The sequence below is a fragment of the Phocaeicola paurosaccharolyticus JCM 15092 genome (assembly GCF_000613805.1).
Classification (GTDB): Bacteria; Bacteroidota; Bacteroidia; order Bacteroidales; family Bacteroidaceae; genus Phocaeicola; species Phocaeicola paurosaccharolyticus.
Genome location: NZ_BAJR01000017.1, coordinates 41834 through 62016, shown reverse-complemented (window position 1 = coordinate 62016; position 20183 = coordinate 41834). Strand labels below are relative to the sequence as shown.

Annotated in this window: 14 protein-coding genes and 1 pseudogene; 13 read left to right on the top strand and 2 right to left on the bottom strand. The window is 37.5% G+C overall.

The window, feature by feature from the left end; translation table 11 throughout:
* Window positions 1–101 precede the first annotated feature (101 nt).
* From JCM15092_RS08530 to JCM15092_RS08520, 3 genes are all read left to right on the top strand, one after another.
* The gene (locus tag JCM15092_RS08530) at window positions 102–1607 is read left to right on the top strand and encodes a peptide MFS transporter (RefSeq protein ID WP_024994296.1); all 1506 of its coding nucleotides are present in this window, start codon (window positions 102–104) and stop codon (window positions 1605–1607) included.
* A gap of 300 nt (window positions 1608–1907) precedes the next feature.
* On the top strand, window positions 1908–2900 hold the full coding sequence (locus tag JCM15092_RS08525; RefSeq protein ID WP_159101382.1) for a sensor histidine kinase: 993 nt from the start codon (window positions 1908–1910) through the stop codon (window positions 2898–2900).
* Window position 2901: 1 nt separating this feature from the next.
* On the top strand, window positions 2902–4875 hold the full coding sequence (locus tag JCM15092_RS08520; RefSeq protein ID WP_024994294.1) for a tetratricopeptide repeat-containing sensor histidine kinase: 1974 nt from the start codon (window positions 2902–2904) through the stop codon (window positions 4873–4875).
* Window positions 4876–4931: 56 nt separating this feature from the next.
* Here JCM15092_RS08520 and JCM15092_RS08515 read toward each other — a convergent pair whose 3' ends face one another.
* Together JCM15092_RS08515 and JCM15092_RS15530 are read right to left on the bottom strand one after the other, a co-directional pair.
* Window positions 4932–7043, bottom strand: a complete 2112-nt coding sequence (locus JCM15092_RS08515; protein ID WP_024994293.1) for a M3 family metallopeptidase — start codon at window positions 7041–7043, stop codon at window positions 4932–4934.
* 39 nt (window positions 7044–7082) lie between these two features.
* Window positions 7083–7898 carry a DUF3298 and DUF4163 domain-containing protein gene (locus JCM15092_RS15530; protein WP_024994292.1) on the bottom strand — a complete coding sequence of 272 codons (816 nt, stop codon included), beginning with the start codon at window positions 7896–7898 and terminating at the stop codon, window positions 7083–7085.
* Between the two features lie 191 nt (window positions 7899–8089).
* On the opposite strand from JCM15092_RS15530, the gene JCM15092_RS08505 reads away from it, so the two are divergent.
* The 10 genes and pseudogenes from JCM15092_RS08505 (at window position 8090) to JCM15092_RS08460 (ending at window position 20183) form a co-directional block, all read left to right on the top strand.
* On the top strand, window positions 8090–8644 hold the full coding sequence (locus JCM15092_RS08505) for an NAD(P)H-dependent oxidoreductase (RefSeq protein ID WP_024994291.1): 555 nt from the start codon (window positions 8090–8092) through the stop codon (window positions 8642–8644).
* Window positions 8645–9161: 517 nt separating this feature from the next.
* Complete coding sequence (locus tag JCM15092_RS15525) at window positions 9162–10640, top strand: metallophosphoesterase N-terminal domain-containing protein (protein WP_235782306.1); 1479 nt, start codon at window positions 9162–9164, stop codon at window positions 10638–10640.
* Window positions 10535–11113: a calcineurin-like phosphoesterase C-terminal domain-containing protein gene (locus JCM15092_RS17555; protein ID WP_235782305.1), complete on the top strand. Its 579-nt coding sequence runs from the start codon at window positions 10535–10537 to the stop codon at window positions 11111–11113. Before JCM15092_RS15525 ends, JCM15092_RS17555 begins: the two co-directional genes overlap by 106 nt.
* Before the next feature lie 54 nt (window positions 11114–11167).
* Complete coding sequence (locus JCM15092_RS08490; protein WP_024994289.1) at window positions 11168–14437, top strand: SusC/RagA family TonB-linked outer membrane protein; 3270 nt, start codon at window positions 11168–11170, stop codon at window positions 14435–14437.
* 19 nt (window positions 14438–14456) lie between these two features.
* Window positions 14457–16258, top strand: a pseudogene (locus tag JCM15092_RS15520) (RagB/SusD family nutrient uptake outer membrane protein).
* Between the two features lie 30 nt (window positions 16259–16288).
* Window positions 16289–17473, top strand: a complete 1185-nt coding sequence (locus JCM15092_RS08480) for a BACON domain-containing protein (protein WP_148296631.1) — start codon at window positions 16289–16291, stop codon at window positions 17471–17473.
* Window positions 17394–17801, top strand: coding sequence for a hypothetical protein (locus JCM15092_RS17060; RefSeq protein WP_148296630.1), 408 nt, complete (start codon window positions 17394–17396; stop codon window positions 17799–17801). Before JCM15092_RS08480 ends, JCM15092_RS17060 begins: the two co-directional genes overlap by 80 nt.
* Window positions 17802–18893, top strand: coding sequence for an Sb-PDE family phosphodiesterase (locus tag JCM15092_RS08470; RefSeq protein ID WP_024994286.1), 1092 nt, complete (start codon window positions 17802–17804; stop codon window positions 18891–18893).
* A 425-nt stretch (window positions 18894–19318) separates the two neighbouring features.
* On the top strand, window positions 19319–19852 hold the full coding sequence (locus JCM15092_RS15515) for a DUF134 domain-containing protein (RefSeq protein WP_024994285.1): 534 nt from the start codon (window positions 19319–19321) through the stop codon (window positions 19850–19852).
* Between the two features lie 13 nt (window positions 19853–19865).
* Window positions 19866–20183, top strand: coding sequence for a NifB/NifX family molybdenum-iron cluster-binding protein (locus JCM15092_RS08460; RefSeq protein ID WP_084488507.1), 318 nt, complete (start codon window positions 19866–19868; stop codon window positions 20181–20183).

The window sequence follows — 20183 nt, the reverse complement described above, 5'->3', positions numbered from 1 at the left end:
ACATAAAATCGCTTAATATGTGGATTATGATTTTACTTTCTTCTATAAAAAATATTATATTTGCGTAAAATCATAAATAATCAATTAATATACAAAAATCTATGTTTGAAGGACAGCCCAAAGGCTTATACGCTCTAGCTCTTGCTAACACAGGAGAGCGCTTCGGTTACTACACAATGCTTGCTGTTTTCGTTCTGTTTCTCCAGGCCAACTTTGGTTGGAGTGAAGGAAACACTATAGCTATTTATTCAGGATTCTTAGGTGTAGTTTATTTCTTACCTATTATTGGTGGTGCATTAGCAGATAAAATTGGTTTTGGCAAATGTGTAACAACAGGTATCATTGTTATGTTCCTTGGTTACCTATTGCTATCTATCCCTGCAGGTTCCAGCACAATTGCTGCAGCACTTATGTTTGTTGCGCTTCTATTCATTGCTATTGGAACTAGTTTGTTTAAAGGAAATCTGCAAGTTATGGTAGGTAACCTGTACGATGACCCCAATATAGCCAACAAGCGTGACTCTGCATTCTCAATTTTCTACATGGCAATCAATATAGGTGCTCTGTTTGCACCTACTGCAGCAGTAGAGATTATGAAGTATGCTCAAAATACACTTGGCGTCAGTGAAGCAAACTCTTATCACTTTGCATTTGCCGTTGCTTGTGTATCATTAATATTGTCAATATTAATCTATTACACTTTCAGAAGCACATTTGCACATGTAGATGTCAAGAAAGAGAATAAAAAAGATGAAAAGGCAGCCGCAGCAAACGAGCCTCAGCTATCAAAGAAAGAGGTTTCCGATCGTATGACAGCTCTATTCCTTGTCTTTGCAGTAGTAATATTCTTCTGGATGGCGTTCCACCAAAACGGAGGTACGCTGACTCAGTTTGCTAAAGACTTTACAGAACAACGCTCGTTCGGTCTTCAATCAATGATGTTCGATGTAACCAACCTTTTAGCTGTAATCTTCATTGTCTATAGTAGCTTTGCAATCTTCCAGTCAAAGACAGGTAGGGGTAAGGTAATCTCTGGTTCAGTGATACTCTTATCACTTGCATTCCTTGCATATAAGTATGGCAGCATCTCTCCTGATGGAGTTGAAGTAGATGCACCTATCTTCCAGCAGTTCAACCCATGTTTCGTTGTAGCACTTACTCCTGTATCTATGGCAGTATTCAGCTGGTTGGCTTCAAAGGGAAAAGAGCCATCAGCACCACGTAAGATTGCTTATGGTATGTTGGTAGCAGGTCTTGGTTATGTAATCATGGTATTAAGCTCAGTAGGTTTAGGCTATGATAGTGGAGAGCGCGTATCAACAAACTGGTTGGTAAGCACATATCTGGTATTGACATTTGCTGAGTTACTTCTTTCTCCTATGGGTATTTCATTCGTTTCAAAGGTAGCACCTCCACAATACAAAGGCCTTATGATGGGTTGTTGGTTTGGTGCAACAGCAATAGGTAACTTCCTTGTATCCATACCAGGTTACATGTGGGGCAAATTACCATTAGTTGCGGTATGGGGTGTATTGGTTGCTTTATGTTTAGCCAGCTTCCTATTTATCTTCTCAGTTATGAAACGACTAGAGAAAGTAGCAAAATAAATTATCTATTTTTTGCATATAATCCATAGATGAATGATGTACAAATAACAGATATATACCATTTCGGTAATAAATGATTACTTTTATCTGTTTTATAAATGAAAAATAAACATTTTTTGTATTTTAATCTGTTTTTTATAAAAAATGACTACTTTTGCAGGATAATACATTAATTAATACATGCTTATTAAAAATAGATATATTATTCTATTTCTTTTTGCATCCGCAATTTTATCTTTTGTTAACCTCAATGCCCAAAACAGTAATATTGAAAAACAATATTACAAAGACAGTATTGAATTGGCTAAATACAAACTGATGCTAAAGGAAGGAAAATACGACTCAATTGGCATTGAATTGTCAAATCTTGATAATGCCGATAAAGTCTCATCTATGTCAGAATATAATGAAAGCATGGAAGACCTCCGACAGGAATATGACCTGCAGACTCTGGAGTTAGAGAACTCCATCAGAGATAACGAAAACAAAGAGAAAATAATTACTTGCATTATCATATCTCTTATTATAACATTTACGTTATCAATATTACTCTACATACAGAACAAAAAGCTTAAAAGGTATAGAGAAAAATGGAGAGTGATGCAGATATCTGCTGAAATAGCTCTTAGAAATAAAAGTACCATACTCTCAAACATGAGCCATGAGATAAAGACACCCCTAAATGCGCTTATTGGTTTCTCGGATATAATTTCAGAATCCAATGATCTTGATGATAATGCCATGCAAGAGTGTAATGATATTATTAAATTAAACTCATCACTACTTCAGAATCTGATAAATGATGTCATCGACATGTCAAGATTGAACATAAATAATCTACGCATTAATCTGAAGTCATGTGACATCATAGACATTTGTCGCAAAACAATAAATACATTACAACAAATTAAACAGACTGATGCTGATATTCTTTTTGAATCAGATATAAAACGACTTATCATTAAGACTGATCCGGCAAGAATACAGCAAGTTTTGATAAACCTACTCGTCAACGCAACGAAGTTCTGTAAACAGGGAAGTATAATATTGAAAGTTGAGAGAGAAGGAGATATGGTATATGTGTCTGTATCCGATAACGGCACAGGCATACCTTTAGATAAGCAACACCTTGTCTTCGACAGATTTGAGAAGGTAGACGAGGATACTCATGGTACAGGATTGGGACTATCTATCTGTAAATTGATAGTAACTGAATTAAAAGGCAAGATCTGGGTAGATCCTGCATACACAGAAGGTGCACGTTTTATTTTTACTTTACCTATAGTAAACTGAGATGTATAGAGCGTTAATAGTATTACTCTTTTTTATATTTGGTAATCTGAATATTTCGAAAGCAGCTGTGGATGAAACTCCACAGCCTGATGTCATAAATTTCGATAGTATAAGAAATAATATTCTGGCAATGCCCGTCAGTGATGCCCGAATAGACTCTATTGTAAAGGTCCTTAACACGTATCATTACATAAAAGAGTCAGATATTATCTTGAGCATATTAAGAACTGATACACCAAAATTCAATAATAAGGATAATATACTCCAGCTATATTTCTTCGAGATTCTTGCAGCAAAGCGTGATCATAATCTCCAGAAGGCCAATAAATATCTCGACAAGATAAAGCCTTTCTGTACTACAGAAGAGGATTACATTTTATATTTCAACTGTCTCTCTATAATAGTATATGAGACAATATTCGACAAGCAGTTTGAGAGTGCATATGATATTATACAGAAGGGCAAGAAGCTGTCACAATCTATAAACAACAAGACTATAGATTATATTATCACCAAATGTCTTATCTACCTCTATAACGACACAGAGAATTTTGATAAAGCAAAAAAACTCATCCTGGAATCTGTAAACGATCCAAAGTTAGACCCTATCAATAAAAGGGAACTATATGACTATCTTGCTAATGTATACATACAAAATAAGGAGTATAAAAAGGCGCTCAACTCAATCGATATGTCTTTAAAGTATAGCTATGACGATAATAACACTCTTAATTACTCAACTATATTCCAGGCTGCTCATATAAAGAAGTTAAGTGTAATGCTCTACATGAATGACCTTGAAAATGCAAAAAAGGAGATAGATATAATTGATAACAAAACAGATACGGCTCATATCTATAGGATTACGAGATTCAACTATATCATTAACCTTGTCAAGTTCAACTACATGCTTAAGGACTATGACAAAGCACTTGATGAGTTGAAAAGGCTGAATACAAAAAAGATATACACCACTCCATATCTAACCAAACAGTATTATAAAGCATCACTATTATTCATTAAAGGTGAGAAAAAAGAGGGAGCAACACTCTTTGTAAAGATATTGGAAGAGTCGTTGGAGTTTAAGACAGCGCTGATAAAATCGCAGAGAGAGGTCAGCCAGGCCAACACCAGGATCCAGGAAATGCTCTATGCAAAAGAACAGGCAGAAGAGCATAAGATGAACACATCTATCTTTTTTGGAATAACCATACTCTTGATCTTCAGCTTCAGCATATACAGGTTTATTGTTGTCGGAAAGGAGTTGAAGAGGACTGTTGATGCAACTCAAAAAGCAGCATTTATAGCAAGAGATAACGATACAGAGAAAGATCTTTTCTTGCAGAACATGACTCAGGATATTGAGGTACCCCTAAGTAACGTAAATAAGCTCACAGAACTTATAGCTAATAATGAGAATGTATCTTATGACAAAAAGAAGGAGTACTCCAGAGAGATAAAGAAAAGTTCAAAGAAACTTCTTCACCTTATCACCAATATCCTAGATCTATCAAGGTTGGAGTCTGGTATGATGAAGTTCACCATCGATTATTTCGATTTGGTTTTGATATGCAAGGAGAGTATAAACAAGGCAATTTTTAAGAATCCAAATGCAAAAATTGAATTCGTTTGTTCTATAGACAAGCTGAAAGTCAAAGGAGATGTATCAAGATATAACCAACTAGTTTACTCTCTGCTTACTGCATCAACTCTTGTTGATAGTGAGATAAATATCAAGCTCACCCTCTTAGCAATAGAGAAGAGTCTGTTCTCGATTATAGTAGAGGGTTCACCACTAGTACTTCCTTTAATAGACAATAAAGAACAGAATATTCAGAATCAGATAAACTCTCTATTTGTTGAGATATTCAATGGCAGCTACTATACTGAAAGAGACAAGATAATTATAACAATGCCTGTAGACTGTATCCCCGACAATATCATCATTGAAGAAGACAATACAATTACCACATAAAAAATCCACTTTATCTTTTATTCAGAATGAGTATCAGATAAAGTGGATTTCTATATTTATTTCAATCCTCTGTTTTTAAGCAATGGCTCTGTGTCAGGACTCTTACCGCGGAAGTTCACATACATATCCATAGCATCATCTATAGCGCCAGGAGTAAGTATATATTTACGGAATTTATCTGCTACGCCCTGGTTGAATATATCGCCTGTCTCCTTAAATGCCTGAAAAGCATCAGCATCAAGCACCTCTGCCCATATATAACTGTAGTAGCCGGCAGTATATCCTCCACCCATTGTGTGACTGAAGTATGTTGTACGGTAACGTGAAGGAATCTGTGAAAGAAGTCCTCTTTTACCAAGAGTCTCTTGTTCGAACTTCATCACGTCAAATTTCGCAGGAACAGATTTCAGCACATGATAATCCATATCGAGAAGCGATGCAGCAAGATATTCAGTTGTTGCAAATCCCTGTCCGTACTTGCCGCTCTTATCCAACTTATCTACAAGTTTCGCAGGCATTACCTCACCACTCTTATAATGTTTGGCATATTTAGCCAACACTTCTGGTTCGAAAGTCCAGTGTTCCATTATCTGTGATGGCAACTCCACAAAATCACGTGGCACTTCACCAACACCATTGTAATGTACATCCTTGAAGAGTGAGTGCAATCCATGTCCGAACTCATGGAACATAGTCAACGCATCATCTACAGAGAGCAGAACAGGTTCGTTGCCGGCAGGTTTGTTAAAGTTGAATACAATAGATACGATAGGAGCAACCTTCTTTCCATCGATATATTTCTGTTCACGATAAGTACCACACCAAGCACCACCACGTTTACTTGCTCTTGTGAAATAGTCAAAATAGACTACGCCAAGATGCTCTCCATTTTTATCCTTACATTCAAAAGCCTGAGCGTCTGGATTAGGAAGAGGTATATCCTTTAGTTGAGTCATTGTGATACCATATAGCTTATTAGCTACATAGAAGAGTCCGCTTCTCACATTCTCAAGTTGCAGGTATGGACGAATCTCGTTCTCATCAAGGTTAAACTTCGATTTCTTGGCACGGTCGGCATAATAACGCCAGTCCCATCCTTCAGCAGTAAAGTTACCGCCTTCTTTCTTTATCTCAGCGTTAATGTCAGCCAACTCCTCATTAGCCTTGGCAATAGCAGGTTTCCATATCTGGTCAAGCAGTTTATATACGTTTTGCTCATTCTTAGCCATTCTATCTTCCAGTTCGAATGAAGCATAGTCCTTGTATCCCATAAGCTTAGCCTTCTCCAGACGAGCTGTGACGAGCTTACGTACTATCTCATTATTATCATTAGCATTACCATTGTTTCCACGGTTTATATAACCTTTGAATATTTTCTCTCTGAGTGCTCTGTTGTCTGCATACTGTAAAAAAGGCATTACACTTGGATTATGTAATGTAAAGATCCATTTACCCTCCTTGCCATTCTCCTTAGCAGTCTCTGCAGCACTGTTTATTAGTGCCTGAGGGAGTCCCGAAAGATCCTCCTTCTTATCAACCACCAATTGGAAAGCATTAGTCTCCTTGAGGGCATTCTGTTCGAAGGTAATCTCAAGAAGAGATATTTCGCTGTTCAGTTCACGTAATCTCTTCTGGCTTTTTGCATCCAGGTTTGCACCACCTCTCACAAAATCCTTGTATGTATTCTCAAGCAATTTCTTCTGCTCTTTATCCAACTTTAGCGAGTCACGTTTCTCATAAACCTGCTTTATCTTAGCAAATAGTTTAGGATTAAGAGAGATGTCATCACTATGTTTTGAGACAATAGGAGAGAGCTCCTGGCTCAAATTATCCATCTCATCATTAGCATCTATCTCGAATTGCATATAGGCAACAGAGAGTACTTTCTCGCATAGAGCACCACTTCTGTCAAGTGCAGCGATAGTATTTTCAAAATTAGGAGTCTCACTATTATTAATAATAGCATCAATCTCTTTATTCTGATCCTCAATACCCTTAAGAAGAGCCGGTTTATAATCTCCTACCTCAATACTTTCGAAAGGAGGTACTTGAAAAGGAGTGCTATAATCAGTCAAAAAAGGGTTCTGATCAATGTCATTACCCTTCTGTTTTGATGTACACCCACTAATCACAGCAGCCATGATAGCTGCATAAAAAATGTGTTTCATTACTTTATATTATTACGTCAAATTATAATCAAATAAAAGTTACTTCAGCAGCTCAAGTACTGTATGAGTCATATACTTCTTCACTTCACTATATGGTAATGTGAATTTAGGCGAACCGGCAGCGTATGGCGCAATCTCATATTGCTGATACACAAAAACGACACCCTCTTTTGTAAGATATGGATCAGATACAGGCTTTGGAAGATAACCCGGTGTAGGCAGCATCAGTAAGTCATCCAACTCTTTCCCTGTTTTAACCTTAAAATATTGTTGCATAAGTGCCTTTTTGAATAGCTCTATATAGTCAAAATCAGTACGGAACATGTCCCATCCGAATTTGCGTCCATCACTATTTCTGAAGGTATTGCCACCTACAAAAGTATTTCCATGAGCGCCACCAAGATAAACATATACTGTTTTGGTAAAAGTTACCAACTTATCTGTCGTGTAATCTTTTTTTATTTCTACATAGTTGTCTGTATTCCATTCCAGAACAGTCTCCTCAGGAGTTATGTTCTTCTTTATATAATAATCCAACATTTTCTCTGGCTTATCCAGATTACCATCGTAATTTCCCCCAAGTGATTCGTTTATCCACTCACGTAAATTGCGCAACAGATACTCATTACCGCTTCCAGGATAATCTAAAACGTAGTTTGCCAGCATCTTATATTGTCCTTGCACAAGAGAATCACTCTTACTGATCTCATCTATTGTCAAAGAATTAACATCGATACTACTATTTACAACAGATAAAGAATCGTTATCATTTAATGTCTGTTTATCCTTACTCGAATTGGCACATGACGCTAGAATGCACAATGCACATACTGTTAAAATATTTTTCGCCTTCATCTCTATTCTCTATTTATCTTTTGACAAAAATAGTCATTGTTGCTTAATAACATGACAAATATTGAAAATATATTCACAATATATGCTACATATATTATAAAAAAGATTAGTATGTTTAGAAACAATATTAATAATATATTGTTATTAGTATTATAGAAGTAAATATTATAAACTTAAACAGAAACAATAAAATGAAAAAGCTAACTATTATTTTCGCACATCCGGACCCAAAGAATTCTATTGCGAACAAGACTGCTGTTGAGACAGTTCTCCAGAAATATCCCAATGCCTCACTTAGAAACTTAAGTGAGTTATATCCTGATTTTAATATCGATGTAGAGGCAGAACAGAAAAATCTTGTAGATGCTGATATCATACTTCTCCAGTTCCCAATCAACTGGTATAATATGCCATCTATATTAAAACAGTGGATAGATAAAGTCTTGACTTATGGTTTTGCATATGGCACGGGAGGAGATAAGCTTGCAGGCAAGACACTTTTAATCAGTGCTACTTCAGGAGCAAGTGAAGAAGATTACTCACCTCTAGGTAAGGTTCATTTCAGATTGAGAGAATTTTTCTACAATATTGAATGTACTGCCTATCTATGTGAACTGAAATTTACAGAGCCAATCTTCAGCTATGGCAATCTTTACATCCCTAACGTTGTAAATACACCTGAAGCTATAAAAGCAAAAGCAAGACTTCAGGCTGAAGAAGTTATAAAAGCTATTGAGAAAGTTTAATTCTCTATCTTTCATTATAAGAAAATGTTTGGAATCATCCTTGCCGATACTCTTTAGGCAAGGATGATTTTTTTATTAATTACATTTAAATATGATTGCGGAGATAGAGTAGATATCCAAAAAATACAAGATATAGTAAAGCTGAGAACAGTAATAAACTAAATGTCAGATATTCTCTCTGTTTTTCTTTATTCATTTGAATTTTCATAACTGTATTTTTTTTAAGTTCTAACTCATTTCGCAAAAATGCTTGATTATTATTTTCTCTTTTCCCAAGCAAATTTATAGGATACATGTTTTATTATTTTTACCATACGATTACAATTTTGTTGCAATTGAAAGTAATTATATGCAGCCTCTACAGCCATTATTGAGTAAACACCAAACTAAATATTTACGTAACATTTTTGTACCATCATTGAAAAAAGCTTTATGCAACTTTGCTAAAAATTTATGAACAGTAGTTAAACGAAATGGAAAAAAGAGGGCGGCTACTGCTCAGTTTTAACAAATTGAAATGAAGAAAATTAATAAGTATCTACTTTGGTCTTTAATTATTATTGTACTGCCACTTTTGGCATGTAGTGCTGACGAAAATCAGGTAGCATCTGATGAAGGAATCAAAATTTCACTTTCTGTTCCTTCTTCAGTAAATGTAAGTAAAGGTTGTGAATGTGCCTTCACCATAAGTGAAGGAAGTATAAACAAAACATCCGATTCATTTTTACTCGAGTCCGCTAACGGCGTCTCTTATTTGTGTACACTTCTTGATGTAACTTCCAATGAATGTGTTATAAAAATCCCTGAAGAGTGTGAGACAGGTTATTATAATATATATGTACGACGTGACTCAAGGAAAAAACAGTTAGGTAAAATATACCTTAATGTAGTAGATAAACTTGATTTTACTCCCGATAAAGGAACAACTATTTATGGTGTAGTATCTTCAGCGGAAGGTAAAGTGAAAGGAGTAGTGGTCTCCGATGGTGTTGAGACAACAACTACAGATGAAAACGGAATCTACCAGTTGAAATCCAAGAAGACAAAAAGATATGTCTTCATATCCATACCAAGCAATTACGAAGCACCATCAAAAGGTATTTTACCTCAGTTCTATAAACTCCTTAATGCTGATGCAGCGACTCAGGAAAGAGCTGATTTTACATTAAACATAGTCTCCGGTCAGGATAATTATAAGGTGTTCATGCTTGGAGATATGCATTTGGCTAACAGAACAAGTGACAGCAAACAGTTTAAAGAATTTACTACCGATTTAAACAGTTACCGTAGCCTATATCCTAATGAAAAGATGTATGCCATTACATTGGGTGATATGACATGGGACCAGTTTTGGTACTCAAACAGCTTTGCAATACCCGAATATTTAAGTACAATGAACTCACAGCTAAAGGATTTACAGATATTCCATACTATGGGTAATCATGACAACGACTATAAAGCTACATCCGATGCAGCGGCCTCAACACCGTTTGTGACCATTCTGGCACCTACCTATTATTCATTCAATATTGGTAAAGTACACTATGTCATTTTGGACGATATAGACTGCAGCAGTTATGATGGTTCAGAATCACGCAATTATATAAAAAGAATAACATCCGACCAGTTGGAGTGGCTCTCTGACGATCTCTCTTACATAAATAAATCCACTCCACTGGTCGTGATGATGCATGCTCAGGTCTTCTATCCTTTGGAAGCAGGAGGCTTCAAGATAGACCACGATAACGCAGGTTCATCACAACTGTTCGATATCTTGAGTGGTTATCAGGTACATTTTGTAACCGGACATACACATCTTAATTACAATGTAGTTCCCGAAGAATCAGTCGTTAATGGTAAGAATTTCTATGAGCACAATACGGCAGCAGTATGTGGCTCATGGTGGTGGTCTGGATATCTTACTCCCGGCGTTCATCTCAGCCCGATGGTACACCTGGAGGTTACTCTATTTGGGATATATCAGATAATAACATAAAGTATTTATACAAAGCAACAGGATATGATATCGATTATCAGTTTCGCAGTTACGACCTCAACAATGTTCATTTTTCATTGGCCGATGTTCCTAATATGCCGACGACAGTCTCTGCAACGATAAAGAACAGCTATATGAAATATGTCGATGCTTACCCAGAAAATAGCGACAATGAAGTGCTTATAAATATATGGAATTGGAATCCAAGATGGAGTGTTACTGTAACCGATGAAAGTGGAAACAATCTTAATGTTTCAAAAGTATGGGCATACGATCCTCTTCACATTAAAGCACTTACAGTGAAACGCTTCAACTCATCAACCCTAACCTCTACACCAAACTTTATTACTGAGAAGTTTACTCATTTCTTTAAGGTAAAGGCAAAAGATGCTGATACAGATTTAGTTATCACTGTAAAGGATGAGTTTGGTCATTCATGGAGTGAGAATATGCAACGTCCAAAGGCCTTTTAGATAGAGAAAGTAACATAAATAAAACAGATAAAAAACACGTTATTAATTTAAATTATGAAAGTTATCAAACCTTCTATTATTTTACTCCTGTTAATTCTTACAATGGGATGTATATTCCCAATGTCTGCACAAAACAGAACAGTGTCAGGTAAGGTACTTGATACACAGCAGGAGCCTCTTGCCGGAGTTACCATTCATATGGATGGAACTTCAAAAGGAACCATAACAACTGTTGATGGGACATTCAGTCTTGAGATACCATCACAGAATGCAATCTTAAATTTCACATACGTGGGCTATTTACCACAAAAGATCAAGGTGAATAATAGTCAGAAAGATATAACTGTGTATATGCAGGAAGATGCAGTTATGCTCGATGAAGCTGTTGTCATAGGTTATGGTACTCAGAAAAAGGTAAATCTTACCGGTGCAATATCTACTGTTAGTGGCAAGACTCTAGAGAACCGTATCTCACATTCGGTAACAAACATGCTGCAGGGTGCTGTTGCCGGACTTAATATCACTACTTCATCAGGTGTCCCCGGAAAATCACCGTCAATAAATGTACGTGGTGTGACTTCCATCAACAGTTCTTCGCCATTAATCCTTATTGATGGTGCAGAAGGTGACTTAAACCGAATAAACTCAAATGATATAGAGTCTATATCAGTCATCAAAGATGCTTCCGCAGCAGCAATATATGGAGCCCGTGCCGCTTTTGGCGTGATACTTGTAACCACCAAATCAGGATCAGATATAAATGGAAAAGCTAAAGTACGTTACAGCGGAAGAGTAGGTTGGGAGGCTCCAACTACATCTACAGATTATGAGACTACAGGTTACTGGTCAGTATATACAGTCAACAAATTCTGGAAAGAGAAGAACGGAACTCTCTATTGCGACTATACCGACAAGGATATGCAGCAGCTGCTTGCACGTGTAAACGATAAAACTGAAAATCCTGATCGTCCCTGGGTTATCGAGGAGCAGAGAAACGGACGCAATCAGTGGGTATATTATGGAAACTACGACTGGTGGCATATGATGTATAATGATAATCACCCTATACAGCAACACAACTTATCCATAAATGGTGGAAACAAGGATATAAAGTATCTGCTTTCCGGAGCATACGACTATCAGAAAGGAATGCTTAAGGAGCATCCGGATATTTACCGTAAATACAATATGCGTGCTAAAATTGATTTCCGAATCAACAAGTATGCAACAATGTCAAACAATACCTCATTTTATGGTTCTCAATATACATTTCAAGGTGACGAGAGTGTAGAAAATACTTTTGCCTATGGTGCACGTCATGCATTGGCATGTTTCCCTATGAAGAATCCTGACGGATCATGGTTGTACAGCACTCCCTACCTTAACTATAAAGTGGGCAATGGACGTCATATCCTGCTTGGTGAAGGATCACATAGAAATGTAGAACGTTCCAATGACTTCTCTACAACAACCCGTCTGGTTATTCAGCCTATCAAACAGCTCAAGTTTACTGCCGACTTTACATACCGTATGTATCAGGAACGTAATACAAGCCGTTCAAATGTCATGTATTTCCGTCAATATCCTGATGCAGAGATGGAATCGTATGCAACAGGTGCCGGTGCTAACAGACTTGATGAAGCGGTACTTTCACGCAATTACTACTCAACAAATGCCTATTTGAATTATGATGATACATTCGCAGGCAAACACCATGTATCGGGTGTTGTAGGCGTCAACTACGAAAGATTGAACAGAAAAAATGTATCCGCATATGGAGAGTATCTCTCATCAACAACTCTAGATGACCTGGACCTTGTAGGACAAAATCCTGAAGGAGAGACTATAACAGGTGTTGGTGGCGGTCAGAATGCATATGCTTTGGCTGGTGCTTTCACACGTCTAAACTATGATTATAAGGGACGATACCTTGTAGAATTCAGTGGACGTTACGATGGAACATCACGTTTTGCAAAGGATAGCCGCTGGGGATTTTTCCCTTCAGCTTCTGCAGGATGGCGCATTTCTGAAGAACCATTCTTCAAACATGCTCGCAAAATTATAGACAATCTAAAGGCAAGAGCTTCATATGGCAGCCTTGGCAACCAGAATGTATCTTCATACTACACCTATATGCGTCTTGTCTCTATAAGCGACTTCAGTGCATATTCATTTGGCGAGGGTAGTGCTTTGGCAAAATATTCATCACTCGGTGCACCTATAGCATCCGATTTAACTTGGGAAACTGCTCAGCAATGGGATTTCGGATTCGATCTTACCATGCTCGACAACCGACTTAACGTAACAGTCGACGGATATACACGTAATACGAAAGATATGCTTACCGATGGTATTCAGCTCCCATCTGTATATGGTGCATCCGTTCCACAGATGAATACAGCCGATTTACGAACTAAAGGTTATGAGATATCTGCATCATGGAAAGATCAGTTTCTTTTAGCAAACAGACCATTTGAGTATAGCGTCGGATTCAATTTGAGCGATTACAGTAGTGTAATCACTAAATATGATAACAAAGACAAAACCTTTGCAAAAGATTATTATGAAGGAATGCATATTGGAGAAATATGGGGTTTTGTTACAGATGGACTGTTTAAGAGTACCGAAGAGGCACAGGCATATGCTAAAGAGGTAGATCTTAGCTATATGGGTAAAGGTCTTACCGGCGGGTGGCAAGCAGGAGATGTCAAGTTCCTTGATATTGATGGCAGCGGAGATATCGGTATAGGTCAGAACACAGTAGATAATCCCGGTGATAGAAAGAAGTTAGGCAATTCATTGCCAAGTTTCTCTTACGGTATCAATGCAAGCATACGCTGGTGTGGTGTAGATGTATCAGCCCTATTCCAGGGAACAGGTAACCATTATTGGTATCCTTCAGGACAATCTATGCCATTTTGGGGTCCGTACTCATATCCTTATATGACTTTCCTACAGGATAATTTTTTGGATAATGTCTGGTCGGAAGATAATCAAAACGCATATTTCCCACGTGCAATGGCATACCTCACAACAGGTGGTTATTTGAAGAACATAAATGACCGTTATATTCAGAATATCCGCTACCTGCGCTTCAAGAACCTCACAATAGGTTATACACTTCCACAGAGTCTTACAAAGAGAGCAGGAATTGAGGCTGTTCGTCTTTCATTTACCGGTGAGAACCTATGTTATTGGTCGCCTATAAAGAAACACTCTAAATACATAGACCCTGAAGGCTCTATAAATAGAAGTGATGTATATAGCAATTCATTCTATCCTTGGCAGAAGTCATATATGTTTGGTATAGATATAACATTTTAATTAATCATTTAGATAAGATATGAAACGATATATTTTAGCAGCCATGACATTGTGCATGGGACTCTCATCCTGCGATTCTCTATTGGACCTTCAACCTCAGAGTCAGATTTCGCAGACCGATTATTTCAAGACAGAAACAGATCTTCAACTTTTCAGCAACTCTTTTTATAATAATTTGCTCGATAAGTCACCATTCGATATGCAGAGTGATGTCTATGTACAACAGAACTTGTCAGTTGAAATGCTTGGCGGAACCAATCGTGATGTACCTGCTTCGGGTGGAGGATGGTCGTGGACCGATCTTCGTAAGATGAATACTCTACTTACCTATGCAGACCAATGTCCTGATAAGGATGTTGTCCTTAAATATAAGGCTGTAACACGATTCTTCCGTGCTTTCTTCTATTTTGAAAAGGTGAAACGCTTTGGTGATGTACCTTGGTACGACACAGAGTTGGCCTCAACCGATGAAACACTATATAAAGCACGCGACTCACGAGAACTTATTATGACTCATATGATTGAGGATGTAGATTTTGCCATCGAAAACCTACCGAGTAAGGATGAAGAAAAAAGCAGTCCTTTCCGAGTTAATAAATATGCTGCCTTGGCACTTAAATCTCAGTTCTGCCTTTACGAAGGCACATATAGAAAGTACCATAAAATCACTTTAGCAGGTCATGATTACAATTACTACCTTCAACAATCTGTCGATGCTTCCGAAAAGTTGATGGCCAGTAGCAAGTATAAACTCTATAGTACAGGAAAGCCTAATGAGGACTATGTAAATTTATTTGCAAAAGAGGATGCCGATCCTGATGAATATATCCTCGCTATAAAATTTGACTATGGTATGTCAATTCTTCATAATGCAGCCGGACACACCCTTGTACCTACACAAGGCAAGCCGGGATTGACACGTAAGATGGTAAACACCTATCTCATGAAGGATGGAACAGCCTTTACCAATCAGTCAGGATGGCAAGAGATGCAGTTTATTGATGAGACAAAGAACCGTGACCCACGTCTGGCACAGAGTATCCGCACCCCGGGTTATAAGAGACTTCAGACTACCAAGGTTTTAGCTCCCGATTTATCATTGAGTGTCACAGGTTATCAGCCAATAAAGTTTGTTCAAGAGCCTACCGCATCTGGAGGTAATGTAGACCGAAACGATCGTTCTACAAATGACCTTCCTGTATACCGTTACGCCGAGATACTATTAAATTATGCCGAGCAAAAGCCGAACTAGGAACACTGTCACAAACAGACCTTGATAAATCTATCAATCTATTGCGTAAACGTGTAGGTATGCCAAATCTTGATATGAATGCGGCAAATTCAGCACCTGACAGATATCTCTCTGCTGGTGAGACAGGTTATCCAAATGTAAATGGTTCGAATAAGGGAGTTATCCTTGAAATTCGCCGTGAGAGAACAATAGAGCTTATGCAAGAGGGATTCCGCTTCGATGATTTAGTTCGTTGGAAAGCCGGGAGTTGTATCGACCAATCTATAGTCGGCATGTATTTCCCCGGAGCAGGAGGGTACGACCTCTCAGGTGATGGTAAAGCTGATGTCATTCTCTATGCAGAAGGAGAGGCAAAACCAACTGCCGATGCAGGAGTTCTTGTTTACAAAATAGGAAAAGATGTAATACTCTCTGATGGAAATAAGGGCTATTTGTATTATCATAAGAATATAAACCGTACTCCTTTCTCTGAAGAACGCGATTATCTATATCCTATACCTACAGATGAACGCTCATTGAACCATAATTTAACTCAAAATCCTGGATGGAAAGATGGATTATCATTCTAAAAATAGACAATGAAATAAAATAGTACAATTATGAAATTTGTAAATTATATAATGGCCTCTGTACTGGCATTTACAGTAACACTATTGAGCAGTTGTTGCGATGAAGAGAACACTCTCTCTAAGGCTGTGCTTGCAAGCGCTACGAATCTGAACTTTGAGGCTACTGCTGCTACAAGTAAAATTATAACAGTCTATGCCGATGCCGACTGGGTATCGGATGCCCCCGACTGGGTGACTGTAACCCCTGCATCAGGAACAGGAACGATGGATGTAACCATTTCTGTTAATGATAATATGCGTGGTGGGGCAATAGACAATCCACGTAAAAAAGCTCTTGTCTTCAAAGGAAGTACTTTGGCGAGTCGTGCAGAGGTGATAATATCACAGGCAGGAGATAAATATAGAGACTGCAAAGAGTACTCATTGGGAGAACTCTCAGCACTAGCCGACGAAGATATCCTCTCTGTATCAAATGTAAATGTAATGGCTCTTACAACAAAAGGATTTATAGTTTCGGGTGCACAGAACAGCAATGCTTCGAACATATACGTGTTGAGCAGTGATCCTGTAAAGGTTGGCGATAAAGTATCTATAAAAGGAGTGAAGGAGAGCGACTCTCAAAAACTGACATATGTTCAGTGTGATAATTTGAGTGTAGTTTCACAAGGTTCATATGCAACATATCCTGAGGCAACAGATATTACGGCAAAACTTGACACATACAATTCAAAGACACGCGACTATGTAAGTGTTACAGGAGTACTTTCCGATAACACCGTTGTTGTAGAGGGTTCATCAAACTCACTTCTAATAACCGATGCTATAGAAAGTCTCAATTTAGCCGCACTAAATGGCCATAAAGTAAAGGTTTCAGGTTATTTCGCAGGAGTAGCAGAGCCAACCATAAAAATGATATGTTCAAAAGTGGAAGACAAGGGTGTCGTAGAGGTTATCTATTTCTCTGAAGATTTTGAATGGTTGAAACCATGGGCCTTGAGCAGTGGGGCAGGGAAGACAGTCGAAAATGATGGCGACGGATCAGCACCACAGATATATACAGCAGTAAATACTGATGGTACAACAGCCGATAAAGCACTTACAGATCGTGGATACAGACTTGAGGAGATACCGGGTCATGCAATATATCTTCAGGACTGTTATCTCAAGTTCGGCAAGACAGACTCAGGCAGGTATAACTCTTCCTGCTATCGATAATGTACCTGCAAATACCAATCTTACACTCTCTTTTGACTGGGCACCTATGGTAGGCGGAACCAGAAAATTTGACCCTGTTCAGGTAATTGTAACCATTACCAATGGAAGTAATGTTGTGGATCTGGCTCCTATAGGACATAATTTCCAAAATTCAGTCGATCAATTGTCATGGCTTCATGCAGAACTTAATCTTGGTAATATTACGGTAAATAAAGATACCCGTATCACAATAAAGTCTAATGGATGGGGAGAGAATAAGGCTAATACAGGAAGCAGTGTCTATCTCCGTTGGTTTATTGATAATATAAAACTTACAAAAACAAAATAAATGATGATGAAGAAATCTATTATTTGTGCATTCCTTATTTTGGTAGGATTGCAGCCCTCATTAGCACAGCAACGAAATGAGATAAAGGTACCCGATTTAGATGGTTATATAACTCTGAAATGTGATTTTCACATGCATACCGTATTCTCTGACGGACTTGTTTGGCCTACTGTTCGTGTTGACGAAGCCTACAGAGAGGGTTTAGATGCTATAGCATTGACCGAGCATATAGAGTATCAGCCACACAAGAAAGATATCAATGCAGATCATAACCGTTCTTATGAAATCTGTAAAAAGAAAGCCTCTGACATGGGAATACTATTGGTAAAAGGCAGTGAGATAACTCGTCCTATGGCTCCCGGACACTCGAATGCTATCTTCCTTCAAGATTCAAATCCTCTTGACACAAAAGATTATAAAGATGCATACAAAGCAGCAAAAGAGCAGAAGGCATTTATCTTTTGGAATCATCCTGGGTGGGACAGACAACAGCCTGATTCAACAAAATGGTGGCCAGAACATACAGAGCTATACAATAATGGATGCATCAATGGTATCGAGGTAGCAAATGGTGATGTTTATTCACCTGAAGCATTGAAATGGTGTATTGAGAAGAAGTTGACTATGCTTGGAACATCCGATATACATGAGCCTATACAGACCGATTATGACTTTGCCAGAGGTGAGCACAGAACAATGACTTTCGTCTTTGCCAAGGAACGCTCTTTGGATGGTATACGCGAAGCATTGGATAACAGACGTACCCTTGTATGGTATGCAGATATGGTTATAGGTCAGGAAGAACTTATGAGACCATTCTTTGAAAAATGCATAGATATTAAGGAGATCGATCGTGATGAAAAGGGAGTAACCCTCTCTATTATGAATAATTCAGATTTGATCTTTAAACTACATAAGACAGAACATAATCCATCACTGGTCTATTTTAGAGATTATACTTTAAAGCCACATACAAAACATACAATAAAGATTTTGTTTAATGATGGCATAAAAGGTGGAGACATGAATTTTGAAATTACTAATCTTATAACTTACCCTGAAAAGGGATTGAATTATACAATAAAGTTGTAGGTGACGTAGATATTTGAATATAGCCTTTTTGAATCAGTATGCAATAAAGAACTTAGTTTCTTTGTTGCATACTTTTTTTGTAAACCGATCATGATCCGATAGTCAACCGATCATGATTGAATCATCAACCGATCATGATCCGATGCCCAACCGATCATGATCGGTTGGCAAAAGATAACATTAACCTGTTGGCAGAATTAAATTAGTGCATATTTCCAAAAGATGAAATTATGAAAAAGATTAAAAAGTAAACTTTATTATATTAATAATGCAATTAACAGTTACAAAACGAGAATTCCAGATTGGGAGTCTCGCTTTATTAATTTGTAATATACCTATATTTTATTTTTAATAAAAATAAATAGTAAAACGACTCATTATGAACAAATGTTCATTATATTTGCACTGGACAATAAATTAAAAGTATGCCAGGAAGACCGAAAATAATAAGAAAAATATCTGTTGCGCCTGTTGCTTCAGGCTTCAGACCTTATGGCATGGCGCAGAATGCAAAGAAGAAAGAATCTTTGTTTCTTTTGTATGAAGAGTACGAAGCCTTGCGCCTTTGCGATTACGAAAAATACACTCAGGCAGAAGCTTCATCTTTTATGAAGGTATCTCGTCCCACTTTGACTCGTATTTATATGTCGGCTCGTGAAAAAATAGCTCAGGCATTTGTTGAAGGTCGAAATATCATTATTGAAGGAGGTAAGGTTTGTTTCGATAATGAATGGTATTCCTGCTGTTCATGTAATTGCTTCTTTAATAATCCAGCCGAAGAAAAGCAGATAGAAATATGTCCTTTGTGTGGAAGTCGTGATATTCAAAATTACGATAACCTTTCGAAAGAAGAAAAAGGTGAATTCACATATTTAGGTAAAAGCGGTTGCGGCCGCGGACATTGTTCCAATAAGCGAAAAAGAGGACGTATGTGCCAGAAAAATCAAGAAAAAATGTAATTAGAAATAGAATATGAAAGTAGCAATAACAAGTTCCGGAAATACATTAAAAAGTACTCTGGATAAGCGTTTTGGTCGTTGTTCGTTTTTTGCAATCTACGACACACTGACTGAAAAAGTGGAATTTATTCCTAACCCAAATAAAGATGCTGAAGAAGGAGCCGGACCAGCCTCTGTACAGTTAGTAGCTTCAGTTCCTGTAGAGAAGATCGTATCAGGAGAGTTTGGTTTTAAAATAAAATCACTGTTGGTAGAACTGAAAATTCAGATGATTGTGGTTAAAGACGATGATAAAATAATCGAAGATATTATTCAGCTATTAAAACATTAA